The sequence below is a fragment of the Dehalobacter restrictus DSM 9455 genome (assembly GCF_000512895.1).
Classification (GTDB): Bacteria; Bacillota; Desulfitobacteriia; order Desulfitobacteriales; family Syntrophobotulaceae; genus Dehalobacter; species Dehalobacter restrictus.
Genome location: NZ_CP007033.1, coordinates 1,810,813 through 1,828,645 on the forward strand (window position 1 = coordinate 1,810,813; position 17,833 = coordinate 1,828,645).

At 46.6% G+C, this 17,833-nt stretch carries 19 protein-coding genes and 1 tRNA gene; 3 read left to right on the top strand and 17 right to left on the bottom strand.

The genetic code is table 11. The features are described 5' to 3' along the window. Positions 1–241: 241 nt before the first annotated feature. The 10 genes from DEHRE_RS08675 to DEHRE_RS08715 all read right to left on the bottom strand — a co-directional run bounded on the left by DEHRE_RS08675 (position 242) and on the right by DEHRE_RS08715 (position 9,058). Positions 242–328 (bottom strand) — tRNA-Leu (locus tag DEHRE_RS08675). 110 nt (positions 329–438) lie between these two features. After that, positions 439–636, bottom strand: coding sequence for a putative signal transducing protein (locus DEHRE_RS08680; protein WP_019226477.1), 198 nt, complete (start codon positions 634–636; stop codon positions 439–441). 21 nt (positions 637–657) lie between these two features. Beyond that, positions 658–1,143, bottom strand: coding sequence for a pantetheine-phosphate adenylyltransferase (gene coaD / locus DEHRE_RS08685; RefSeq protein ID WP_019226478.1), 486 nt, complete (start codon positions 1,141–1,143; stop codon positions 658–660). A gap of 98 nt (positions 1,144–1,241) precedes the next feature. Then, positions 1,242–4,655, bottom strand: coding sequence for a DNA polymerase III subunit alpha (locus tag DEHRE_RS08690; protein ID WP_019226479.1), 3,414 nt, complete (start codon positions 4,653–4,655; stop codon positions 1,242–1,244). Between the two features lie 3 nt (positions 4,656–4,658). Then, positions 4,659–5,966: a DRTGG domain-containing protein gene (locus tag DEHRE_RS08695; RefSeq protein WP_019226480.1), complete on the bottom strand. Its 1,308-nt coding sequence runs from the start codon at positions 5,964–5,966 to the stop codon at positions 4,659–4,661. An 80-nt stretch (positions 5,967–6,046) separates the two neighbouring features. Continuing rightward, a complete protein-coding gene (locus DEHRE_RS15310) occupies positions 6,047–6,181 on the bottom strand; it encodes an alpha/beta-type small acid-soluble spore protein (protein WP_025205820.1) in 135 nt (44 codons plus the stop codon). A gap of 99 nt (positions 6,182–6,280) precedes the next feature. After that, positions 6,281–6,415: a hypothetical protein gene (locus DEHRE_RS15080; RefSeq protein ID WP_015042999.1), complete on the bottom strand. Its 135-nt coding sequence runs from the start codon at positions 6,413–6,415 to the stop codon at positions 6,281–6,283. 191 nt (positions 6,416–6,606) lie between these two features. Continuing rightward, positions 6,607–7,302: a metal-dependent hydrolase gene (locus DEHRE_RS08705; protein WP_019226482.1), complete on the bottom strand. Its 696-nt coding sequence runs from the start codon at positions 7,300–7,302 to the stop codon at positions 6,607–6,609. Beyond that, positions 7,299–8,474 (bottom strand): glycosyltransferase family 4 protein, encoded by a 1,176-nt coding sequence (locus DEHRE_RS08710; RefSeq protein ID WP_019226483.1) that lies wholly within the window; start codon positions 8,472–8,474, stop codon positions 7,299–7,301. The genes DEHRE_RS08705 and DEHRE_RS08710 overlap by 4 nt, the downstream gene beginning before the upstream one ends. A 107-nt stretch (positions 8,475–8,581) precedes the next feature. Then, a complete protein-coding gene (locus DEHRE_RS08715) occupies positions 8,582–9,058 on the bottom strand; it encodes a tRNA (cytidine(34)-2'-O)-methyltransferase (protein ID WP_019226484.1) in 477 nt (158 codons plus the stop codon). Positions 9,059–9,287: 229 nt separating this feature from the next. Between DEHRE_RS08715 and DEHRE_RS08720 the strand changes: the two genes are divergently transcribed. Beyond that, the gene (locus DEHRE_RS08720; protein WP_019226485.1) at positions 9,288–11,210 is read left to right on the top strand and encodes an aconitate hydratase; all 1,923 of its coding nucleotides are present in this window, start codon (positions 9,288–9,290) and stop codon (positions 11,208–11,210) included. 230 nt (positions 11,211–11,440) lie between these two features. On the opposite strand, the gene DEHRE_RS08725 is transcribed toward DEHRE_RS08720, so the two are convergent. The 6 genes from DEHRE_RS08725 to DEHRE_RS08750 all read right to left on the bottom strand — a co-directional run bounded on the left by DEHRE_RS08725 (position 11,441) and on the right by DEHRE_RS08750 (position 14,668). Then, positions 11,441–12,016 carry an HD domain-containing protein gene (locus DEHRE_RS08725; protein ID WP_019226486.1) on the bottom strand — a complete coding sequence of 192 codons (576 nt, stop codon included), beginning with the start codon at positions 12,014–12,016 and terminating at the stop codon, positions 11,441–11,443. A gap of 135 nt (positions 12,017–12,151) precedes the next feature. Further along, positions 12,152–12,364, bottom strand: a complete 213-nt coding sequence (locus DEHRE_RS08730; RefSeq protein WP_019226487.1) for a DUF3006 domain-containing protein — start codon at positions 12,362–12,364, stop codon at positions 12,152–12,154. A gap of 41 nt (positions 12,365–12,405) precedes the next feature. Beyond that, positions 12,406–13,392, bottom strand: a complete 987-nt coding sequence (locus DEHRE_RS08735) for a ComEC/Rec2 family competence protein (protein ID WP_019226488.1) — start codon at positions 13,390–13,392, stop codon at positions 12,406–12,408. A gap of 31 nt (positions 13,393–13,423) precedes the next feature. Next, positions 13,424–13,855: a hypothetical protein gene (locus DEHRE_RS08740; RefSeq protein WP_019226489.1), complete on the bottom strand. Its 432-nt coding sequence runs from the start codon at positions 13,853–13,855 to the stop codon at positions 13,424–13,426. A 2-nt stretch (positions 13,856–13,857) separates the two neighbouring features. After that, positions 13,858–14,058 (bottom strand): helix-turn-helix transcriptional regulator, encoded by a 201-nt coding sequence (locus DEHRE_RS08745; protein ID WP_019226490.1) that lies wholly within the window; start codon positions 14,056–14,058, stop codon positions 13,858–13,860. A gap of 172 nt (positions 14,059–14,230) precedes the next feature. Then, positions 14,231–14,668 (bottom strand): DUF3788 domain-containing protein, encoded by a 438-nt coding sequence (locus DEHRE_RS08750; RefSeq protein ID WP_019226491.1) that lies wholly within the window; start codon positions 14,666–14,668, stop codon positions 14,231–14,233. A 260-nt stretch (positions 14,669–14,928) separates the two neighbouring features. Here DEHRE_RS08750 and DEHRE_RS08755 point away from each other — a divergent pair, with 260 nt between their 5' ends. After that, complete coding sequence (locus tag DEHRE_RS08755; RefSeq protein ID WP_019226492.1) at positions 14,929–15,426, top strand: Lrp/AsnC family transcriptional regulator; 498 nt, start codon at positions 14,929–14,931, stop codon at positions 15,424–15,426. After that, on the top strand, positions 15,423–16,586 hold the full coding sequence (locus DEHRE_RS08760) for an aminotransferase class I/II-fold pyridoxal phosphate-dependent enzyme (protein WP_019226493.1): 1,164 nt from the start codon (positions 15,423–15,425) through the stop codon (positions 16,584–16,586). The genes DEHRE_RS08755 and DEHRE_RS08760 overlap by 4 nt, the downstream gene beginning before the upstream one ends. 533 nt (positions 16,587–17,119) lie before the next feature. On the opposite strand, the gene DEHRE_RS08765 is transcribed toward DEHRE_RS08760, so the two are convergent. After that, a complete protein-coding gene (locus tag DEHRE_RS08765; RefSeq protein WP_019226494.1) occupies positions 17,120–17,782 on the bottom strand; it encodes a flavin reductase in 663 nt (220 codons plus the stop codon). Positions 17,783–17,833: the final 51 nt, after the last annotated feature.

Genomic DNA, 17,833 nt, shown 5'->3' on the forward strand with positions numbered 1-17,833 from the left:
ATACATTAACAAGAATCTTTTGCTAATTTAGCATATATTTTACAGTCATATACTAAAATCCTTCTTTTACACTGATTTTCCATCTAAATAGGGATGATCAAAAGTCCAAATAATAATGCAAAGAAGAGGATGAAATAATATCGCCCTCTTCTTGTGTTATCTGCCTAAAAAAATCTGTACAAATATAAATTTCAATACATTTGGGCAAAAAATAAAAAGGCCCAAAAGCCTTTAAATTTCATGGTGCCGAAGGCCGGGGTCGAACCGGCACATCCTCACAGATATCGGTTTTTGAGACCGACGCGTCTGCCAATTCCGCCACTTCGGCACGCCTTACTTTTGCTATTTTATAATATCAGCGTCAAAAACGCAAGTACATTGCCACTTTTTTTACGGCCATTTTCATATTATTTTTTACTCCGATAAAGACAACTTGGATTATGAACGCATAATACCGGTCAGGATCTCGTTGGCTTCCTCAGCCTCCGACTCCGGCACGAGTATTTCGACGCTTACGTCGACGGATTCTTGGGAACCTACTGCTTTTAGCTGGACTAAAATACCTTCGTCTGCAAATGCTTTTTGATATTTTTCAGCGACTGCTTTATTTGGTGCTATATAAATGACTGTCCACATATTCTATCCTCCAATAAGCATTTAGACCATCTTATTATACTTTTGAATCATTGCTTTCTCCACATTTGGCGGAACTAATCCTGAAACATCTCCTTTCAGACTTGCCGCCGATTTGATCGAGCTGGAACTGATGAACGAATACTCGCTTTTTGTCATTAAAAAGACGGTCTCGATGTCGGGAGCCAGCTTTTTATTCATCAAAGCCAGCTGAAATTCGTATTCGAAATCCGTCATGGCCCGCAAGCCTCTGATCAGCGCAACAGCTCCGCATTCACGCGCAAAATCCACAGTCAGACCGCCAAAAGACTTGACTTCAACATTTTTCATATCGCTGGTTTCGCATCTCAACAGTTCCTGCCTTTCTTCCAATGAAAAAAGCGTCTGTTTGTTACTTTCGGAAGCTACCGCCACAATGACACGGTCAAAAAGGTAAATAGCTCTATGCAGGATATCAAGGTGCCCATTGGTTACTGGATCGAATGTCCCCGGGTATATCGCAGTTCGCACAAAAAATCTCCTTCAGTTCAGAAAATATCTCAGCGTCATAAAATCTATTTATGGGATTCGCCCCAAAGTAACAATATCCTGCCTCTTCCAACAAATTTTTATTGCCATCTTACCTGATCATTTCCCAAAAGCGCAATAAGCGCCCTGTCAAGCTCTTCAGATGGCCTGACAAAATAATTTGGACTTATCTCAAAGGTCTTCTTATTATCCTGGCAAAAGAAATAGACAGGATGCGTTCCGCGAAATGCCCCAAGGATTGCCAGGATCTTATCGGTCAGTTCCGTATCCTGATTGCTTGGAATCTTCAGAAACAATTTATCCGGTTTGACGCTGCATTCCTCGATCGGCAGAACTTTTTCAGCAAATATTTTCTTTTCATCTTCATTCACATAATAACGACCGTGAACAACCACAATATGGTCGTTGTCCATCCTGACAACTTCCGGAAACAATCTGGGGAATACCAGAACCTCAATCGTTCCGGTCAGATCCTCCAGTAAGAAGGTAGCCATCATTTCCCCTTTTTTCGTTATTGTTTGCCGATAAGAATTTATTATCCCACCCAGAATGACCTTTTTTTCTTCCGCACTTTCGAGACAGGCCGCAATTTCTGAACTCGTGATTTTCCTTAATAGGTCATTCACGGAATAAAGCGGATGGGCTGTGAGATAAATACCGATATACTCCCTCTCCATCTTTAGGATCTCGCTCTCGCTGAATTCCGGTATTTCAGGCATACGCAACCCTTCATCGAGGTCCTGGTCGAGATCAAACAAAGACATCTGGCCGGATTCGTTGTCCTTTTGCCGGTTCTGGGCCAGCTCCAGGGCCTGATCCAGGACTTTCATAGCCTGAGCGCGGCTGCACAGTGACTGAAACGCGCCGGCCTTAATCAGACTTTCAAGGGTTCGTTTGTTTAGAACTTTAGCATCCATGCGTACAATAAAGTCATAAAACGACGCAAACGGGCCGTTAGCTCTTTCGGCGATGATCCTGTCAACCACCTGTGTCCCGACATTGCGGATCGCCTCGAGCCCGAAACGTATCGCTCCGTGTTCTATGGTAAAATCCCGGTAACTGTACTGGACATCGGGCGGCAGAATCTCAATGCCGCTGCTCCTGGCTTCCTGAATGTAAAAAGTGACTTTATCTGATGCGCCGATTACGGAACTCAGCAGCGCTGCAGTGTATTCGAGCGGATAATTCGCCTTCAGATACGCTGTCTGATATGAGATCATCGCATAAGCCGTGGCATGCCCCTTATTGAATCCGTACTCGGCAAATTTGGCCATCAGATCAAAAATCTCTTCAGCTTCCTTTTCACCTATACCCAGACGGAGCGCTCCCGGCACAATCCATTCACCGCCGCTGTCCTGCAGGCCGTAGATAAAATTCTGCTTTTCTTCGGCCATGATCTTCTTGTCTTTTTTTCCCATGGCCCTGCGCAGAAGATCTGCTCGTCCAAGAGAGTATCCGCCAAGATTCTGAGCTATCTGCATGACCTGTTCCTGGTAGACGATAATCCCGTAGGTCGGTCTTAAAATCTCTTCTATTTTTGAATGCAGGACTTTGATCAGCCCGCCATGCTTCCGGCGCACGAACTCCGGAATCTGTTCCATCGGACCGGGCCGGTACAGCGCGTTTACCGCAATAATATCTTCAAAACAATTGGGCTTCAAATCTTTTAAGATGGCCCGCATGCCACCGCTTTCCAGCTGAAATACACCTGTACTGTTCCCTTCGGAAAGCAGCTGATACGTCGCTTGGTCGTCGAGCGGCAAATGGTTCAGGTCAAGCCGGATATCGCGGGCCTGTTCAATATTTGCAAGCGCTTTGGTCAGGATCGTCAGGTTCCGCAGACCCAGGAAATCCATCTTCAGCAGTCCGATCTCCTCAACCGTTTTCATCGGAAACTGCGTCATCAAGAGCCCGTCGGAGGTTTTCTGAAGTGGAAGGTAACTGGTCAATTCGTCCCTGGCAATCACGACGCCGGCAGCATGCGTGGAAGCATGCCGCGGCATCCCCTCCAGGGACTTGGAAATCTCATACAACTTTTTGATTTCCTCTTCTTCCCTAACCATTTTCTGCAATTCAGGAGAAACGGCCAGCGCTCTTTCCAGCGTCATGCCCAATTCATACGGTACCGCTTTGGCGACTTTATCGACTTTGCTGAGCGGTATATTCAGGACTCTTCCGACATCCCTCAGCACGCCCTTGGCACCCATGGTACCAAACGTAATGATCTGGCAAACCTTCTCTTCCCCATACTTTTCTGTTACATATTTGATGACTTTTTCCCGGCCTTCCGGGTCAAAGTCGATATCAATATCCGGCATGGATATCCTTTCCGGATTTAAAAAACGTTCAAAAAGAAGATCATGGCGCAGTGGCTCCACGGAGGTGATGCCAAGCAAGTACGCAACCATACTCGCAGCTGCTGAACCACGCCCCGGACCGACTGCAACATCATGCTCCCGGGCATACCGGCAGAAATCGGACACAATCAAAAAATACCCGGAAAAACCAGTCTGGGTAATAATCCCAAGCTCATATTCCAGCCGCTCGCGCTGTTCCGGCGTTTCCTCCGGGTAGAATACCGGGAACGCCTTCCAGCATAATTCCCGCAGGTACTCGTCCAGGGTGCAGCCTTCCGGAACCTCGTAGACCGGCAGATAATGCTGGCCAAACGAAAAGCTGACGTTGCAGCGCTCCGCAATCTCATTCGTCTGGCGTAAAACCTCGGGCGTCTCCCCAAAAAGCAAATTCATCTCCTGCTTGCTTTTCAGATAATACTCCCTGCCCTCAAAGCTCATCCTGGAGCTGTCAGCCAGCGTCTTTCCGGTCTGGATGCACAGCAGGATATCCTGAACCGACGCATCTTCTTTCCGAATATAATGGACATCGTTGGTCGCAAGCAGCGGAATCCGCGTCTCCCGGTGCAGGTCCCAGAGGCCGGCGTTGACCTTTCTCTGATCGGTGATGCCATGATCCTGCAACTCCAGATAAAAGTGTTCCGGACCGAAAATATCAAGATACTCCATCGCGGCCGCTCTGGCTCTGGCCGGATTGTCCTGCATCAGGTACTCCGGGATCTCCCCGCCCAGACAGGCGCTCAATGCAATCAAACCTTTACTGTGCTGCTGTAAAAGCTCCTTGTCGGCCCTAGGTTTGTAATAAAAACCGTCCACGTTGGCCTGCGAAACAATTTTCACCAGGTTCTGATAGCCCTCGTTCGTTTCGGCAAGAAGAACCAGATGATAGTTCTTGTCATCTTTGCCGAGGACCCGTTCCGTTCTTTTTCCGGGAGCCATATAGATCTCACAGCCGATGATAGGCTTGATTCCCTGTTTGCCACAGGCTTTATAAAAATCCAGCACGCCGTACATCACGCCGTGATCAGTGATCGCAAGCGCCGGCATTTCCAGCTCAGCAGCAGAATGTACAAGGTCATTGATTCTGGCCGCGCCGTCCAGAAGACTGTATTCGGTATGAACATGAAGATGTGTGAACATAGCCTATCTTTTATCCCCCATCCGGGCTGTCATCATCCCTTTAGCCAGGACTCCGTTATCATTGAAAACTTCAATCTCAATATTGCAGTTCTTTTTTGTTACTAGCAACAGTCTGGCCGAAATGCTGACGACTGTTCCGGCCGGAACCGGATGGAATTGATAAAAGCTGAAATTTTCCGTGATCGCATCCAAGCGGTATTTTTTTCGGAGCGCAATGTAACCCGCCGTATTCATCAGGGTTACCAGAACACCGCAGCTGGCTGAACCAAATTCATTTACCATAAACTGCGTGATTTCGCCCCGAATGGTCAGGTATTCAGACTCTTCCACATAACCAAAGCCGCTTAAAACCAGATTATCCACGGTCTCGCCGAACTGAGGCTGCTTTTGGATCTGCTGAAAAGCCTCGAGTACATCCTGCAAGCTTATGATTCCGATCAACTTGCCGTTTTCAAGTACGGGCGCAATCTCCCAGCCCTCCCAGACCATTTTGCGGGAGATATGGGTAACCGGATCGTCTCTTCCGACGGTCAGCGGATTCCTGTTCATGACTTTGGTGATCTTGACCTCGACGCCTTCGCCGGCGACATCGACCGCGGTCACAGTGCCGAGCAGGTTGTGCTGGTTATCGATGACCGGGAAGCGGCTGTGTCCGGTCTTTTGCGAAAGCTTATACCAGTCTCCGATCGTAGCACTGTCTTCCAGAACCTTCGCATCCTTGACCATGATATCTTCAATGAGCAATAGTTCCTTGCCGATGAGCCTGTCAAAAAGCGCCCGGTTGATCATCGTCGTAACTACGAAGGTGTCATACGGGGAAATGATAATCACCGAATTCAGGCTCTTGGCCAGCGCCACGACCTCTTCCGTAGGTCCCGGGCCTCCGGAAATAAGCAAAGGAACATTATTTTTCAAGGCAAGGAGCTGGGCATCTGTCCTGTTGCCGACGATACAAAGCGCGCCTTCTTCCAGATAACGCGCTAAATCTTTCAGTTCCATCGCCGCAATAATAAACTTATTCGGACATTCCGTCAGCCTGTTCTCTCCGCAGATAACAAGCCCTTCCACGATTTGGGCTACTTCCTGAAGCGTAAGATCTTCAATCTGTTTTTCTTTGACCCCTTCAATCCGCAGCGTCCCAACCTTCGGGATCGAACGGACAAACCCTTTGTTCTCCGCTTCTTTAATTGCGCGGTAAGCAGTCCCTTCGCTGACATCAAGCTCTTTGGCAATAAACCGGACTGATACCTTGCTCCCTATGTCGAGATCCTCAATAAAATTAAGAATCTGCTGATGCTTTGTCTTTGTCAAATAAAAACGCCTCACCTGTTTTTTTCATTAATTATATCACATGGTGAGGCTTTGAACTAATTGTTGTTATATAGTAGTTTTTATTTATTAATCCGTTTTAATCTCTGAGACAACTTTCCGCCTATTTTCCCGGAAATTCTCGGAGACAGGGAATCCCAGCCCTCGTTTTGGACCTGCTGGATGATGCCAAGTTCCGAAGCAATCTCCATTTTCATTTCCTCAATGAAGTCTGGTCTCTTCTTCCTGTTATCCTTTTTTTCGTATTGCCTGTGTTTTTCTTGGTGATGTTTTCTCTCATGCTTTAACACTCCTGTTCAGAGTATGGAGACTGCGGCCAGTGAACCGTCCCGGTTAGGGCATTCGGGGGTTTTCAGCCCATGGTTGTTTTCCAGACGGCAGACGCCGTCCACAGCATAAATGCATTCTTTCGCGCAATCTTTGGTTCTCATTCTGTTTTCATCTCCTTACAGTCTATTTTTGCCCTGAAAAGCAAAAAATATCCTGTAAGGGTTACAGGATTTTCTATAAAACACATCTATTTGTCTAATCTTATGATCAATATCGGTTTTTATATCATAAATTTTCTTTGTCTTCCAGCTTTCTTGATATGATTTAGCACTGCATTAATGTCCTTTTGATTCTATAACTTCATATACTGTCCCGGCTCAAGAATCATTCCCTTGCTCTCCGGTGCTTTTCTGCTTAGCAGCGCGAGAAAGGCCTTGGCATCCTGCTGTTCTTCCTCAAATGTATTGTAATGCATCGGAACCACGACTTTGGCCTGGAGCATCTGAGCTGCTTCGGCCGCATCTTCCGGCCCCATCACAAAATTATCCCCGATTGGCAGCATAGCCAGATCGATTTCTGTCAGGCTGCCAATAAGCTTCATATCCCCGAACAAACCGGTATCCCCGGCATGGTAAAGCCGCTTGCCTTCGAGCTGAAGCAGAAAACCGCAGGCCAAACCACCATACAGACAGGTTCCGTCAGCCTGCTCGATCCCGGAACCATGAATGGCCTGAGTCAGCTTTACAGTTCCAAATGGAAAGACGTGCTTGCCTCCGATATGCATCGGATGAATCCTCACCCCAAAGGTCTCCGCATACCGGCATAGTTCAAAATTAGAGATCAGGACTGCCCCGGTCAGCCTGGCCAGTTCGACTGCGTCTCCCAAATGATCGCTATGACCATGCGTGACCAGAATTGCATCGAGCGCTTTAAAATCAGCCGGTTTGACCTTTGCTTTCGGATTCTTCCGCAAATATGGATCTATCATCAGCCGACCTGCGTCAGACTGGATTTCAAAACAGGCATGTCCGTGAAAGATAATATTCATACTTTATTCCTCATTTTGATCTTTTCTTCTTGATTCTGCTCTTCTGGATTCTGCGTTTCTGCCTGACTCTGCTCTTCCGTTTTTTGCTGCATTCCCGCGTCATCCTTCTCCACGTCCTTCTTATCTTCCATGTCTGCAGAAACCGGTCTTGTCACCGTGTACCAGTTATGCAGGCGGAACTTTCTGAACATAATCCGCAAAATAATGCCGAGGTCAATGACCACCAGAATCGCCGCGATGTACCAGTGTCCATAGGCGGAGAAAATTGCCGCCAGCCCGAAACAAAGGCTGATTCCATATAGAACAAACACTGCCTGGCGCTGGTTCAGGCCAGTATCGAGCAACCGGTGATGAAGGTGTCCCCTATCTGCCCGGACGATCGAATGTCCTTTCCACTTCCTCCGGATGATCGCAAACAGCATGTCCATCAAAGGCATGCCGAGCACCAGCAACGGGAAAACCAAACCGAGTACTGTAGCGGTTTTCAGCAAACCCCAAATGGAGACTGATCCGATCATATAGCCGAGAAACATGCTCCCGGAATCACCCATAATGATTTTAGCAGGATTAAAGTTATAGAACAAAAAGCCCAGCGTTACGCCGCTCAGGGCCAGCATCAGAAGATCGGCCCCCGGATAGGCTGAACGGATGGTTGCGGACCAGAATAATGTGATCGCCGCAATAAAGCAAATACCCGAAGCGAGGCCATCCATACCGTCGGATATATTCACAGCATTGACCAAACCGACAATCCATAGCACGGCAAAGATATTGCCGATCAAGCCTAGTTGGACGACTCCATATAGAGGCAGTGTAATATGCGGGACTGCCATACCAAAAAAGATCAGAATCACCGCGGCTAGGATCTGCCAGAGCAGTTTGACCAGAGGCCTCATTCCTTTTACATCATCATAGATGCCGACCACAAAAATAATTGTGCTGCCGAGGAAAAGTCCGATCAGCATTTTATTCACGGCTACCATCAGAAAAACAGCCAGCCAAAAAGCCAGATAAATCGCAGCACCGCCGAGACGCGGAATCGGGGTCTTATGTATTCTCCGCTCGCCCGGATAATCCATCACACCCCATTCTCTGGCCAGGATAATGGAGATGGGTGTTAAAATCAAAGCAAATAGGACTGCCAGTAAAAATGTTGATAAATAAGAAAGCATACTACCTCCGGATATGGTGAGTTAAATGGCATCGCGACATTAGGCCATCCGTAACCTTGTCGCTCCTTGCCATCCATGGCAACGCGACATTAGGCCATCCGTGGCCGTCACACCTGGCCTGGGAAGCCCCATTGACGCAGAACCTCATACGCAATCACCGCGACTGAATTGGACAGATTTAAGGACCTCGCATCCTTTCTCATCGGCAGGCGGATCTGCCGGTCCGGATAGCGCTGTAGAATTTCCGGTGCCAGCCCCTTCGTTTCCCGTCCAAAAAGCAGATAGCAGCGGTCTGGAAACTCCACATCTGTATAAAACTTAGACGCTTTGGTCGTGGCCAGAAAAAACTGACCTTCAGCGTTCTGGGTTTCGAAATCGTTAAAATTTTCATAAACATGTACCTTTAAGAGATGCCAGTAATCGAGTCCTGCCCTTTTTAAATGCTTATCGTCAATACTGAAGCCGAGCGGCTTCACTAAATGCAAGTCAGCCTGAACCGCTGCGCACAATCTGGCAATATTTCCAGTATTGGGAGGTATCTCGGGTTCAACTAGTACAATGTTTAACCTGCTGTCCGTCATCATCATTTTCTCCAAAAACTGCTCTTAAATCCAATTAAATAAACACAACAGCTATATTATAACCCGAAAACAACGAAAAATGAACGTTGAAATATTCACACCGCAAAAAATCTACCCATATCCTTAAAAAAATCTGCTATATTATGTATACTTTTTTGTTATACTGGATGAATCAGGCTCATTCTGTTATATTATAAAGTTGGATCATAAATTAAATAAAGGGGTAAGAAATATGAAACAAAATTTAACACAAAAAATATTATCCGCCCATCTCATCTCCGGTGAACTTGGGGCCGGAGGAGAAATCGGCATCAAGATAGATCAGACTTTAACTCAGGATGCCACAGGAACCATGGCTTATCTTCAGTTTGAAGCCGTTGGCATTCCAAGAGTCAAAACAGAATTATCCGTCAGCTACATCGATCACAACACCCTGCAGACCGGTTTTGAAAATGCTGACGACCACGCCTTTCTCCAAAGCTGCGCTTCCCGCTTTGGTGTTTATTTTTCGCGTCCCGGCAACGGGATCTGCCACCAGGTCCATCTGGAGCGTTTCGGAAAACCTGGTAAAACCCTGTTAGGTTCGGACAGTCACACCCCTACCGGCGGCGGAATCGGCATGCTGGCCATGGGTGCCGGCGGCCTCGATGTTGCTGTAGCCATGGGCGGCGGCGAATTCTATCTGCCTGACCCGAAAGTCGTCAAAATCAATCTAACCGGGAAATTAGCTCCTTGGGTGTCCGCCAAAGATGTCATTCTGGAAGTCCTGCGCCGCCTGTCCGTCAAAGGCGGTGTCGGCAAGATCTTTGAATATGCCGGTTCTGGCGTCTCTACGTTAAGTGTCCCCGAAAGAGCTACCATCACCAACATGGGTGCCGAGCTCGGTGCAACGACCTCCGTCTTCCCGAGCGATGAACAGACCCGGATCTTTCTGAAAGCCCAGGGCCGCGAAAACGACTGGATTCCGCTTGAAGCTGACGCCGATGCGGTATACGATGAGGAAATCTGCATCGACCTTTCTGCCTTGGAACCGCTTGCAGCTCAGCCGCATATGCCTGACAACGTCGTCGCTGTAAGCTCGTTAAAGAATATCAAAGTCAACCAGGTAGCGATCGGCAGCTGTACGAATTCTTCCTACCGCGATCTGATGACCGCCGCCGCCATCTTAAAAGGCAAAGTGGTCGATCCGAGCGTCAGCCTGGTGATCGCTCCGGGCTCCCGTCAAGTTCTGACTATGCTGGCCAATAACGGCGCGCTGACCGCTCTTCTTGATTCCGGAGCCAGAATATTGGAATCCGCCTGCGGGCCCTGCATCGGCATGGGACAGTCCCCTTCTTCCGGCGCCGTCTCCTTAAGGACCTTTAACCGCAACTTTGAAGGACGCAGCGGAACTGCGGACGCTGGCGTGTATCTGGTCAGCCCGGAAGTCGCTGCTGCCAGTGCGCTGACAGGTTACTTTACCGATCCCCGCACGCTGGGCCCCACTGTTGAAATCCCGATGCCGGAAAATTTCCGGGTCGATGATTCACTGATTATTCCTCCCGGTTCTCCGGACACCGCCATCGTGCGCGGCCCAAATATTAAAGCACTGCCGATTGCTCCGAAGCTTACGCCGGATCTGGAACTTCCCGTCGTAATCAAGCTGAATGACAATATTACCACAGACGATATCATGCCTGCAGGCGCCAAAATACTGCCGCTCAGATCCAATATTCCTGCTCTTTCCGAATATGTTTATAGCAAGATTGATGCCGGATTCTCTGCTAGAGCCAGACAGCTTGGTCAAAGCATTATTGTGGCCGGACAGAACTACGGTCAGGGCTCCAGCCGCGAACATGCCGCATTGGTTCCGATGTACCTCGGCGTCAGAGTTGTCCTGGCCAAGAGCTTTGCCCGGATTCATAAAGCTAATTTAATTAATTTTGGCATCCTGCCGCTTACTTTTGTCAATGAGAGTGACTATGACCTGATTAAGGACGACAGCAAGCTTATCTTTACAAATCTGACTGAAGCCCTATCAAACTCCGTAGAATTTGATATCTTGTTAAGCGGAAGAAATGCTTCCATCAGGGTCAGCCATAACCTGACTGAACGCCAGATTGGAATCATCCTAGCCGGAGGCTTACTGAACTATACCAAAGAAGCCGGCAAATAAGTTTTTGAAAAGCTGTCCTGCTTGTGGAGCTCTGAATCCTTGAATGGCCAAAAGATGCTGCTCAGGAAGAGAAAGCAGGGGGAAAATTAGCCATGACACTGTGATCTTATTACTTATTACATGCGATAGAAAGCCCGAAGGCCAAGGAATCATAACTCCTTGAACTTCGGGTTTTTATCTGGATCCAATACTCTTTCTTGATACTCTTCTTGTTTAAATACTAATCTTGTTCAAATAAAAGATATATTGTCCGGTTTGGGATCGAAAAGATCGCTGACGGCTTTAGCAAATGTAAGATAAAGCTTCTTAAAATCATCATCCACCGGAGGATGCATAAAGCTTTGCACGAGATTACGGTAATACCATTCCTGCTTCTCTCTGCCCCGGTTAAACCGCGTCCAAAGCTTCTCGCCTTCTTTTTGATAGTCTTCCAGCATCGTCAGAACATTATGCAGCTTGTCGGCGCAGGCTACGGCCTTGATCACCGGTATCGCCGTTTTCAGGTATTCAATGGTATGTTCTTTGCGTTCTTCCCACGGCAGCGATTTATCCGGTTCTGAACACCCTTCTACGATCAGGGCAACCTTGTTGCCAAATTTATTGCGGAGATATTCCAGATTAATGATGGTATCCTCAACGGTATCATGCAGGATGCCAGCAACAACAATGTCTTCCGCACATCCTTCTTTCTGCAGGATCATCCCAACTGCATACGGGTGTGTAATATAGGGCGTATTGGTCCCTTTCCTGAACTGACTCTTATGGGCATTTGCTGCGATGTCTATTGCGGCGAATACTTTGTTCATTCTTCCTCCTAAAGGTTAACCCCAAAATAATCAACTATCAATTTAACGCTTTTTCGAAATCCTGTCCAGTCAAGAATGTAGGATTTCCTGTTTTTTTACCATTATCCCAACAACGATTAGACAACGATCAGACAACTACTCAAACACATCACGGGCCAGTATATCAATTTCCGCTTTCAGTCTGGCTGTTTGATTCTGATCAAGCTGCCATTTACCATCATTAAATACGACGACATCGCCTTCCTTAATCTCCGCAGGAAGATCAGTGAGGTTAATATTCTTTCTGTTGTTGCCGTCAAACTCCACCACGGCGACGCTGCCTTCGAAACGATCAATAACACCGTTCATTTTGATGCCACCTTTTTGGATAATCAAACCCATTAGTCTCATTATTTTGATGTAATCGCCAGCGTATGAAATGTCACTTCTGATCCGTCGGATACCGCAACAATCGTCCCATCCAGGTCTGTCCTGAATACCTTGACGCCCCTATTCTTCAGCTTATCCAGTGTTTCCTGTGCAGGATGATCATAATCATTTTCTTTCCCGACGCAAATCATTGCATATTCGGGGTCTACCAGATCCAGAAAGGGCTCGGATGTCGCATCGCCGCTGCCATGATGCCCAACTTTTAGGACTGTCGACTTCAGAGCATACATGCTCACATTCCGCAGCATTTCTGACTCTGACACTTCTCCGGCATCACCGGTGAATAAAAAAGAAGTGCTGCCGAATGCTATCCTGATCACAGCGCTGTAATTGTTCAGATCTTCATAATCTGAACCGTTCGGAGCGAGTACAACGGCAGTCATACCGTCCCCTAAGTCCAGATTAGCACCTGTTTTCGCCGATGTTATTTTGAGGCCTTTATTTTTCACCGCGCTAAGTACATCCTTGAACGTTTTAGTCGTATGGGTTTTGCCCGGCATGATAACTTGCCCGATTTTAAAGGTATCGATTACGGCATCAAGACCCCCGATATGGTCCTCATGAGGATGGGTGCCAACGACAATATCCAGTTTACTTATTTTTTGTTTTTCTATGTACGAGGTAACCGTTTCTGCATCTTCATTATTCCCTGCATCGATCAGCATGGTTTTTCCCGAAGGGGTTTTGATTAGAATACAATCCGCCTGCCCGACATCAATGAAATGGACTTGAAGGGTGCCTGAGACTGAAGCAATATCCGCACCTGAGCCGGTATTGGAGGAATCCGGATTTGACGGCAGCGTACCTTTTTGATCTTCGACCACAGTCGCTGTCTGCCGCAACTGATCCGTAAAAGCCGGTGAGCTGCCGTTCAGTGAGCTGTAACCAAGTAAAACTAGCACGGTTAGACAAAGAATCGTTAGAAGTAATCTTTTTTGCTTTTTCATTGAGCTCCCTTTTCATACAATGATGATCGTTTCACATTTCTTTTTCATATTTTGATCTGTAATAGATACCTGAGAATATTACAAATAAATATGAAATAACCAATATGATAATCGCCATCAAATCAATCTGCATTAAACCAAATGCCAGGATTATCGCGCCATATACATAGATCATTTTATCATAAGCCTTAGCTTTGGCCTTATTGGTAATTGTTAGATTTCTTTCATCATTTTGCTCAATTTCTATTTTCCTAACCTCATCCGGATAATTTTTCAGCGCCATACTGCTAATGATTTTTCCTAAATGGTGACCAAATAGTCCGCATCCAATACCAACACAGACGTATGGCAAGACTTGCATACTTCTTTGTGGTTCATGAATGGCCTTTATCAAAACGAACCCTATTACAATTAATAATATTCCTAAAATGGAAAAGCCAATTGCTTTCATATTCTTTGTCATATTTATTCTTCCCCCTCATAAATAAATATTTCTTCAACATTCATCCCAAAGAAGCGTGCAATTTTGAATGCTAAGATGATGGATGGATTATACCGTCCATTTTCAAGTGAACCTATGGTTTGTCGAGATACTTCCAAAGCCGCGGCAAGCTCTTCCTGCTTTATTCCTCGCTGCCTGCGTATTTCTTCTAATCTGTTATTCATAGACTCACTCCTAACGCTTATGGAAAGTTTACTTTCCATATATATAACATATTCTAGATAGAATGTAAAGTTAACTTTCCATAAAAATAACAGGTGCTCTAAACCTGTTAAAAATTAATACATGGGATAATATAGTCAATTTGACCCCGGGTAATGACCTAATGCCCTTCCGCTAACACCTTTTGGGCTTTACCCTTATGGCAATTAGGCTCTTTACATCATCAAGGACTAACTTGTCATCTACTTTGATCATTAACCAACGTCCGCCACAGGAAAAAGCTGTTTTGAGATACAGGCCTTGCACGAATGGCGTAAATGTACCCAACGCCATTTCTGTCTCTTCTTCCTCTTTGGCTCCAACTACGACTAGCGTAATAAAATACCCCTCCATCGGATAAAGCGTACATAACGATTTACTGCCCTTTTGATATTTAACATTCCAGCCTGGCTGGGCGGAACATTTGCTATAAGTCGTTTTTGGCTTCACCTGGTAGGCTTTTTCAATATAGGAAAGCAGCTCCGACCAAAGCGGTTCACCTTTACCAATAAATTGCTTAATATCTTCAAAAGATGGTTCGTGATTTACATTAAACAGATCACACCACTGCATTGGCAGTCCCTCCTGTAACTCTGACAGAAATCAGATATGGACAAATTTCCCCTCTTGGTCTGCTTCCATAACTTCGTGTATTGTCCGAAGTGCAACTTCTATGATTTGTCTCGTGGAATACAGCTATATTTTAACATATCTTACAAAAAAGAGGTAAGAAAATTAGAAAAATCATTAGGATGAGGTTGTTATCTGCTGTCTTCTTATGCTATTATAATCTAATAATATCAATTCAGAAGCGCAGAAAGGAGTTTTCGAGAATGTTGTCCGAAGATGATCGGCGCCTCCTTCATATCCTGTCCCAGGACTGTCGTCTGACTGCGGAAGACTTAGCGGTTCAGACTGGCCTGACAGCGGATTATATTAAAAAGAAGATCAAGCAGTGGGAAGATGATAAGGTCATTGCCAAATACGGTGTACTGATCAATTACGACCAGCTGGAAGAAGACAGGGTTACTGCATTAATCGATGTCAAAGTCCTGCCCCAGCGCGGCAATGGCTACGATAAAATTGCCCAGCGGTTCCAAAAATTCAGTGAGATCAAATCAGTCTATCTGATGTCGGGAGATTTTGACCTGTGTTTAATTATCGAAGGCCATAATATGCATGAAATCGCCCAGTTTGTTTCCGATAAACTATCCCCGCTGGATGTGATTCAGTCAACTTCGACTCGCTTTATTCTGCGCAGGTATAAGCAGGATGGCATAGAATTTCACGGAGAGGAAGAGAGACCGCAGCGTCTCATGATAACGCCATGAAGCAATACTTATCACCACTGGCTTTAAATCTGAAGCCATCAGGAATACGAAAGTTTTTTGACCTGGCCGCCACCGTGGAAGGCGTAATCTCCCTCGGTGTCGGAGAGCCGGATTTTGCGACTCCCTGGGTCATGACAGAAGCCGCTATTTTTTCTCTTGAACAGGGTCAGACTATGTATACCAGCAACGCGGGTCTGGTCGAGCTTCGCAGAGAATTATCCAAATATATGGCCAAACATCAAGGCTTAAATTATAATGCTGATCAGGAAATCCTTATCACCGTCGGCGCCAGCGAGGCGATTGATCTGGCGATGCGCGCTTTGATCGTGCCGGGCGACGGTGTGCTGATTCCGGATCCTTCCTTTGTGGCTTATGCCGCCTGTGCGGAAATCAGCGGCGCAGAGGTTCATTATGTTACAACAAGCGCAGAACACGATTTTCGTCTGCAGGTTGAAGACCTTCAGATGGCTTATACACCAAACTGCAAGATTTTGGTTCTGTCTTATCCAAATAACCCCACCGGCGCAGTCATGACCAGAGAAGAGCTGCTGCCGATTGCCCGGTTTGCGTCTGAAAACGATCTGATCATCATTTCCGATGAGATTTATTCGGACCTTAACTACGGCGGAGAACATACACCCTTTGCAACTTTACCGTACATGTGGAACCGCACGCTTCATGTCAGCGGCTTCTCGAAGGCCTATGCGATGACAGGCTGGCGGATCGGCTATGTTGCCGGCCATCCTGACCTGATCCAGGCCATGCTGAAAATCCATCAGTACACAATTATGTGCGCCCCGATTATGGCGCAGATTGCTGCTCTGGAAGGACTGAAATCCGGAGAAACGGCCAAACAGGAAATGGTGATGGAATATGACCGCCGCCGCCGAATTATGGTCCACGGTCTCAGAGAAATGGGCCTTACCTGCTTTGAACCCTTAGGCGCTTTCTATGTCTTCCCCGACATCACAGCTACCGGATTAAACTCCGAAGAATTTGCTGAACAGCTGCTGAAGGAAGAAAAAGTCGCCGTCGTTCCGGGTACGGCTTTCGGCCCGGCCGGCGAAGGACATGTCCGCTGTTCCTATGCGTATTCAACGCAGCAGCTGCAGGAAGCCTTAACAAGAATGGCCCGGTTTGTTAAGAAAAGAATAAGTTGAACCAGAGTGACATTACCTATTTGATTCGCTGATCGAAGAAACCTTACACGTGTAAGGTTTCTTTTCAATCTCAGCCTCTGTTTAAAAATTCGGCTGTTTTAAGATTAATTACACTAGTGTAGTCAAATCCCAAAAACGGCAATTTTTAATCGTATCCTCAGACACGGCCTTAATGATATCCTTTTGGTGACACTCAGACTATTCTGCCAATTCTCTGACAATCCGCCTCCATGGTTTACGTTAACCTCCCCTTGTTGTGCACTGGTACCCCATTTGTTAGACAGCATGGTATACTGAAAACAAATGGGGTGCAGTCCACTTACACCATTACGGAGGCTTACAAAATCTGATATAGTCTTGTCTCACTGTATATCATTTAAAGTAATTATTTGATATTTATTTTATTTACAAAAACAGCCACCCCTAAAGGAGTATTATTTCCCTGCAAAAAGAAACCTTACACGTGTAAGGTTTCTTAGAATCCGGGAATTATCTCATACCGAAGAATCACAGCGGAAGGCTTGACGGCACCCTTACTTCGTCTTTCTGAAATAAGCATATGTCATCGGCTCACCGCTGCCACGGACTTCGGCTGCTGTGACTCTGCCCAAAAACAAGGTATGCGTGCCGGTATCCATCGAATTCGCGACTTCTGCCTCCACGGTGGTCAGCACTTCATCAAGCAGCAAAATGCCGGACGATCCGCGGTGCGCTTTGATTCCGTCAAATTTATCGAACTCCCTGCCTGACCTGTAGCCAAATCTTCTAACGAGGTCATGTCCGTTCTGGTCCAGAACGGATATGCCGAACTTGCCGCTTTGCATGATCAGTTCATGCGTGAAGTTTTTCTTATTAATACCAATCGCAATCTGCACGGGATCGGAAGTAATCTGGAAACAGGTATTGGCTGCCTGCCCGTTGTCTTTGCCGTTAGCGGCCGCCGTAATAATAAACAAACCGTAGGAAATGGACTGTACCGCTTTAACAATCTTCTCCTCGGGACTTAATCCGGTCTGAGCAGGACTCGTCATGGCAGCTTCGGCATTCTTGACGGAATCGTCCTTGCTGTTTTCGTCCTGCTTCGGTTCCTCCTCCACCCTGACAAAGTTGCTGGAATCGACACCGCAGACCGGACAGGCTTCCGGAGGATTATCTCCTTCATGTATGTAGCCGCAAACAACACAGCGCCATTTCATATCTCCACGCTCCCTTTTGTAACAATAATTTATTTATAATCATTATAACTT

Excerpts from the sequence above, each read along its gene's own strand:
- DEHRE_RS08680 (WP_019226477.1), bottom strand. The coding sequence starts at position 636 with ATGTGGACAGTCATTTATATAGCACCAAATAAAGCAGTCGCTGAAAAA.
- DEHRE_RS08690 (WP_019226479.1), bottom strand. The coding sequence starts at position 4,655 with ATGTTCACACATCTTCATGTTCATACCGAATACAGTCTTCTGGACGGC.
- DEHRE_RS15310 (WP_025205820.1), bottom strand. The coding sequence starts at position 6,181 with ATGAAAATGGAGATTGCTTCGGAACTTGGCATCATCCAGCAGGTCCAA.
- DEHRE_RS15080 (WP_015042999.1), bottom strand. The coding sequence starts at position 6,415 with ATGAGAACCAAAGATTGCGCGAAAGAATGCATTTATGCTGTGGACGGC.
- DEHRE_RS08705 (WP_019226482.1), bottom strand. The coding sequence starts at position 7,302 with ATGAATATTATCTTTCACGGACATGCCTGTTTTGAAATCCAGTCTGAC.
- DEHRE_RS08710 (WP_019226483.1), bottom strand. The coding sequence starts at position 8,474 with ATGCTTTCTTATTTATCAACATTTTTACTGGCAGTCCTATTTGCTTTG.
- DEHRE_RS08715 (WP_019226484.1), bottom strand. The coding sequence starts at position 9,058 with ATGATGACGGACAGCAGGTTAAACATTGTACTAGTTGAACCCGAGATA.
- DEHRE_RS08720 (WP_019226485.1), top strand. The coding sequence starts at position 9,288 with ATGAAACAAAATTTAACACAAAAAATATTATCCGCCCATCTCATCTCC.
- DEHRE_RS08725 (WP_019226486.1), bottom strand. The coding sequence starts at position 12,016 with ATGAACAAAGTATTCGCCGCAATAGACATCGCAGCAAATGCCCATAAG.
- DEHRE_RS08730 (WP_019226487.1), bottom strand. The coding sequence starts at position 12,364 with ATGAACGGTGTTATTGATCGTTTCGAAGGCAGCGTCGCCGTGGTGGAG.
- DEHRE_RS08735 (WP_019226488.1), bottom strand. The coding sequence starts at position 13,392 with ATGAAAAAGCAAAAAAGATTACTTCTAACGATTCTTTGTCTAACCGTG.
- DEHRE_RS08740 (WP_019226489.1), bottom strand. The coding sequence starts at position 13,855 with ATGACAAAGAATATGAAAGCAATTGGCTTTTCCATTTTAGGAATATTA.
- DEHRE_RS08745 (WP_019226490.1), bottom strand. The coding sequence starts at position 14,058 with ATGAATAACAGATTAGAAGAAATACGCAGGCAGCGAGGAATAAAGCAG.
- DEHRE_RS08750 (WP_019226491.1), bottom strand. The coding sequence starts at position 14,668 with ATGCAGTGGTGTGATCTGTTTAATGTAAATCACGAACCATCTTTTGAA.
- DEHRE_RS08755 (WP_019226492.1), top strand. The coding sequence starts at position 14,929 with ATGTTGTCCGAAGATGATCGGCGCCTCCTTCATATCCTGTCCCAGGAC.
- DEHRE_RS08760 (WP_019226493.1), top strand. The coding sequence starts at position 15,423 with ATGAAGCAATACTTATCACCACTGGCTTTAAATCTGAAGCCATCAGGA.
- DEHRE_RS08765 (WP_019226494.1), bottom strand. The coding sequence starts at position 17,782 with ATGAAATGGCGCTGTGTTGTTTGCGGCTACATACATGAAGGAGATAAT.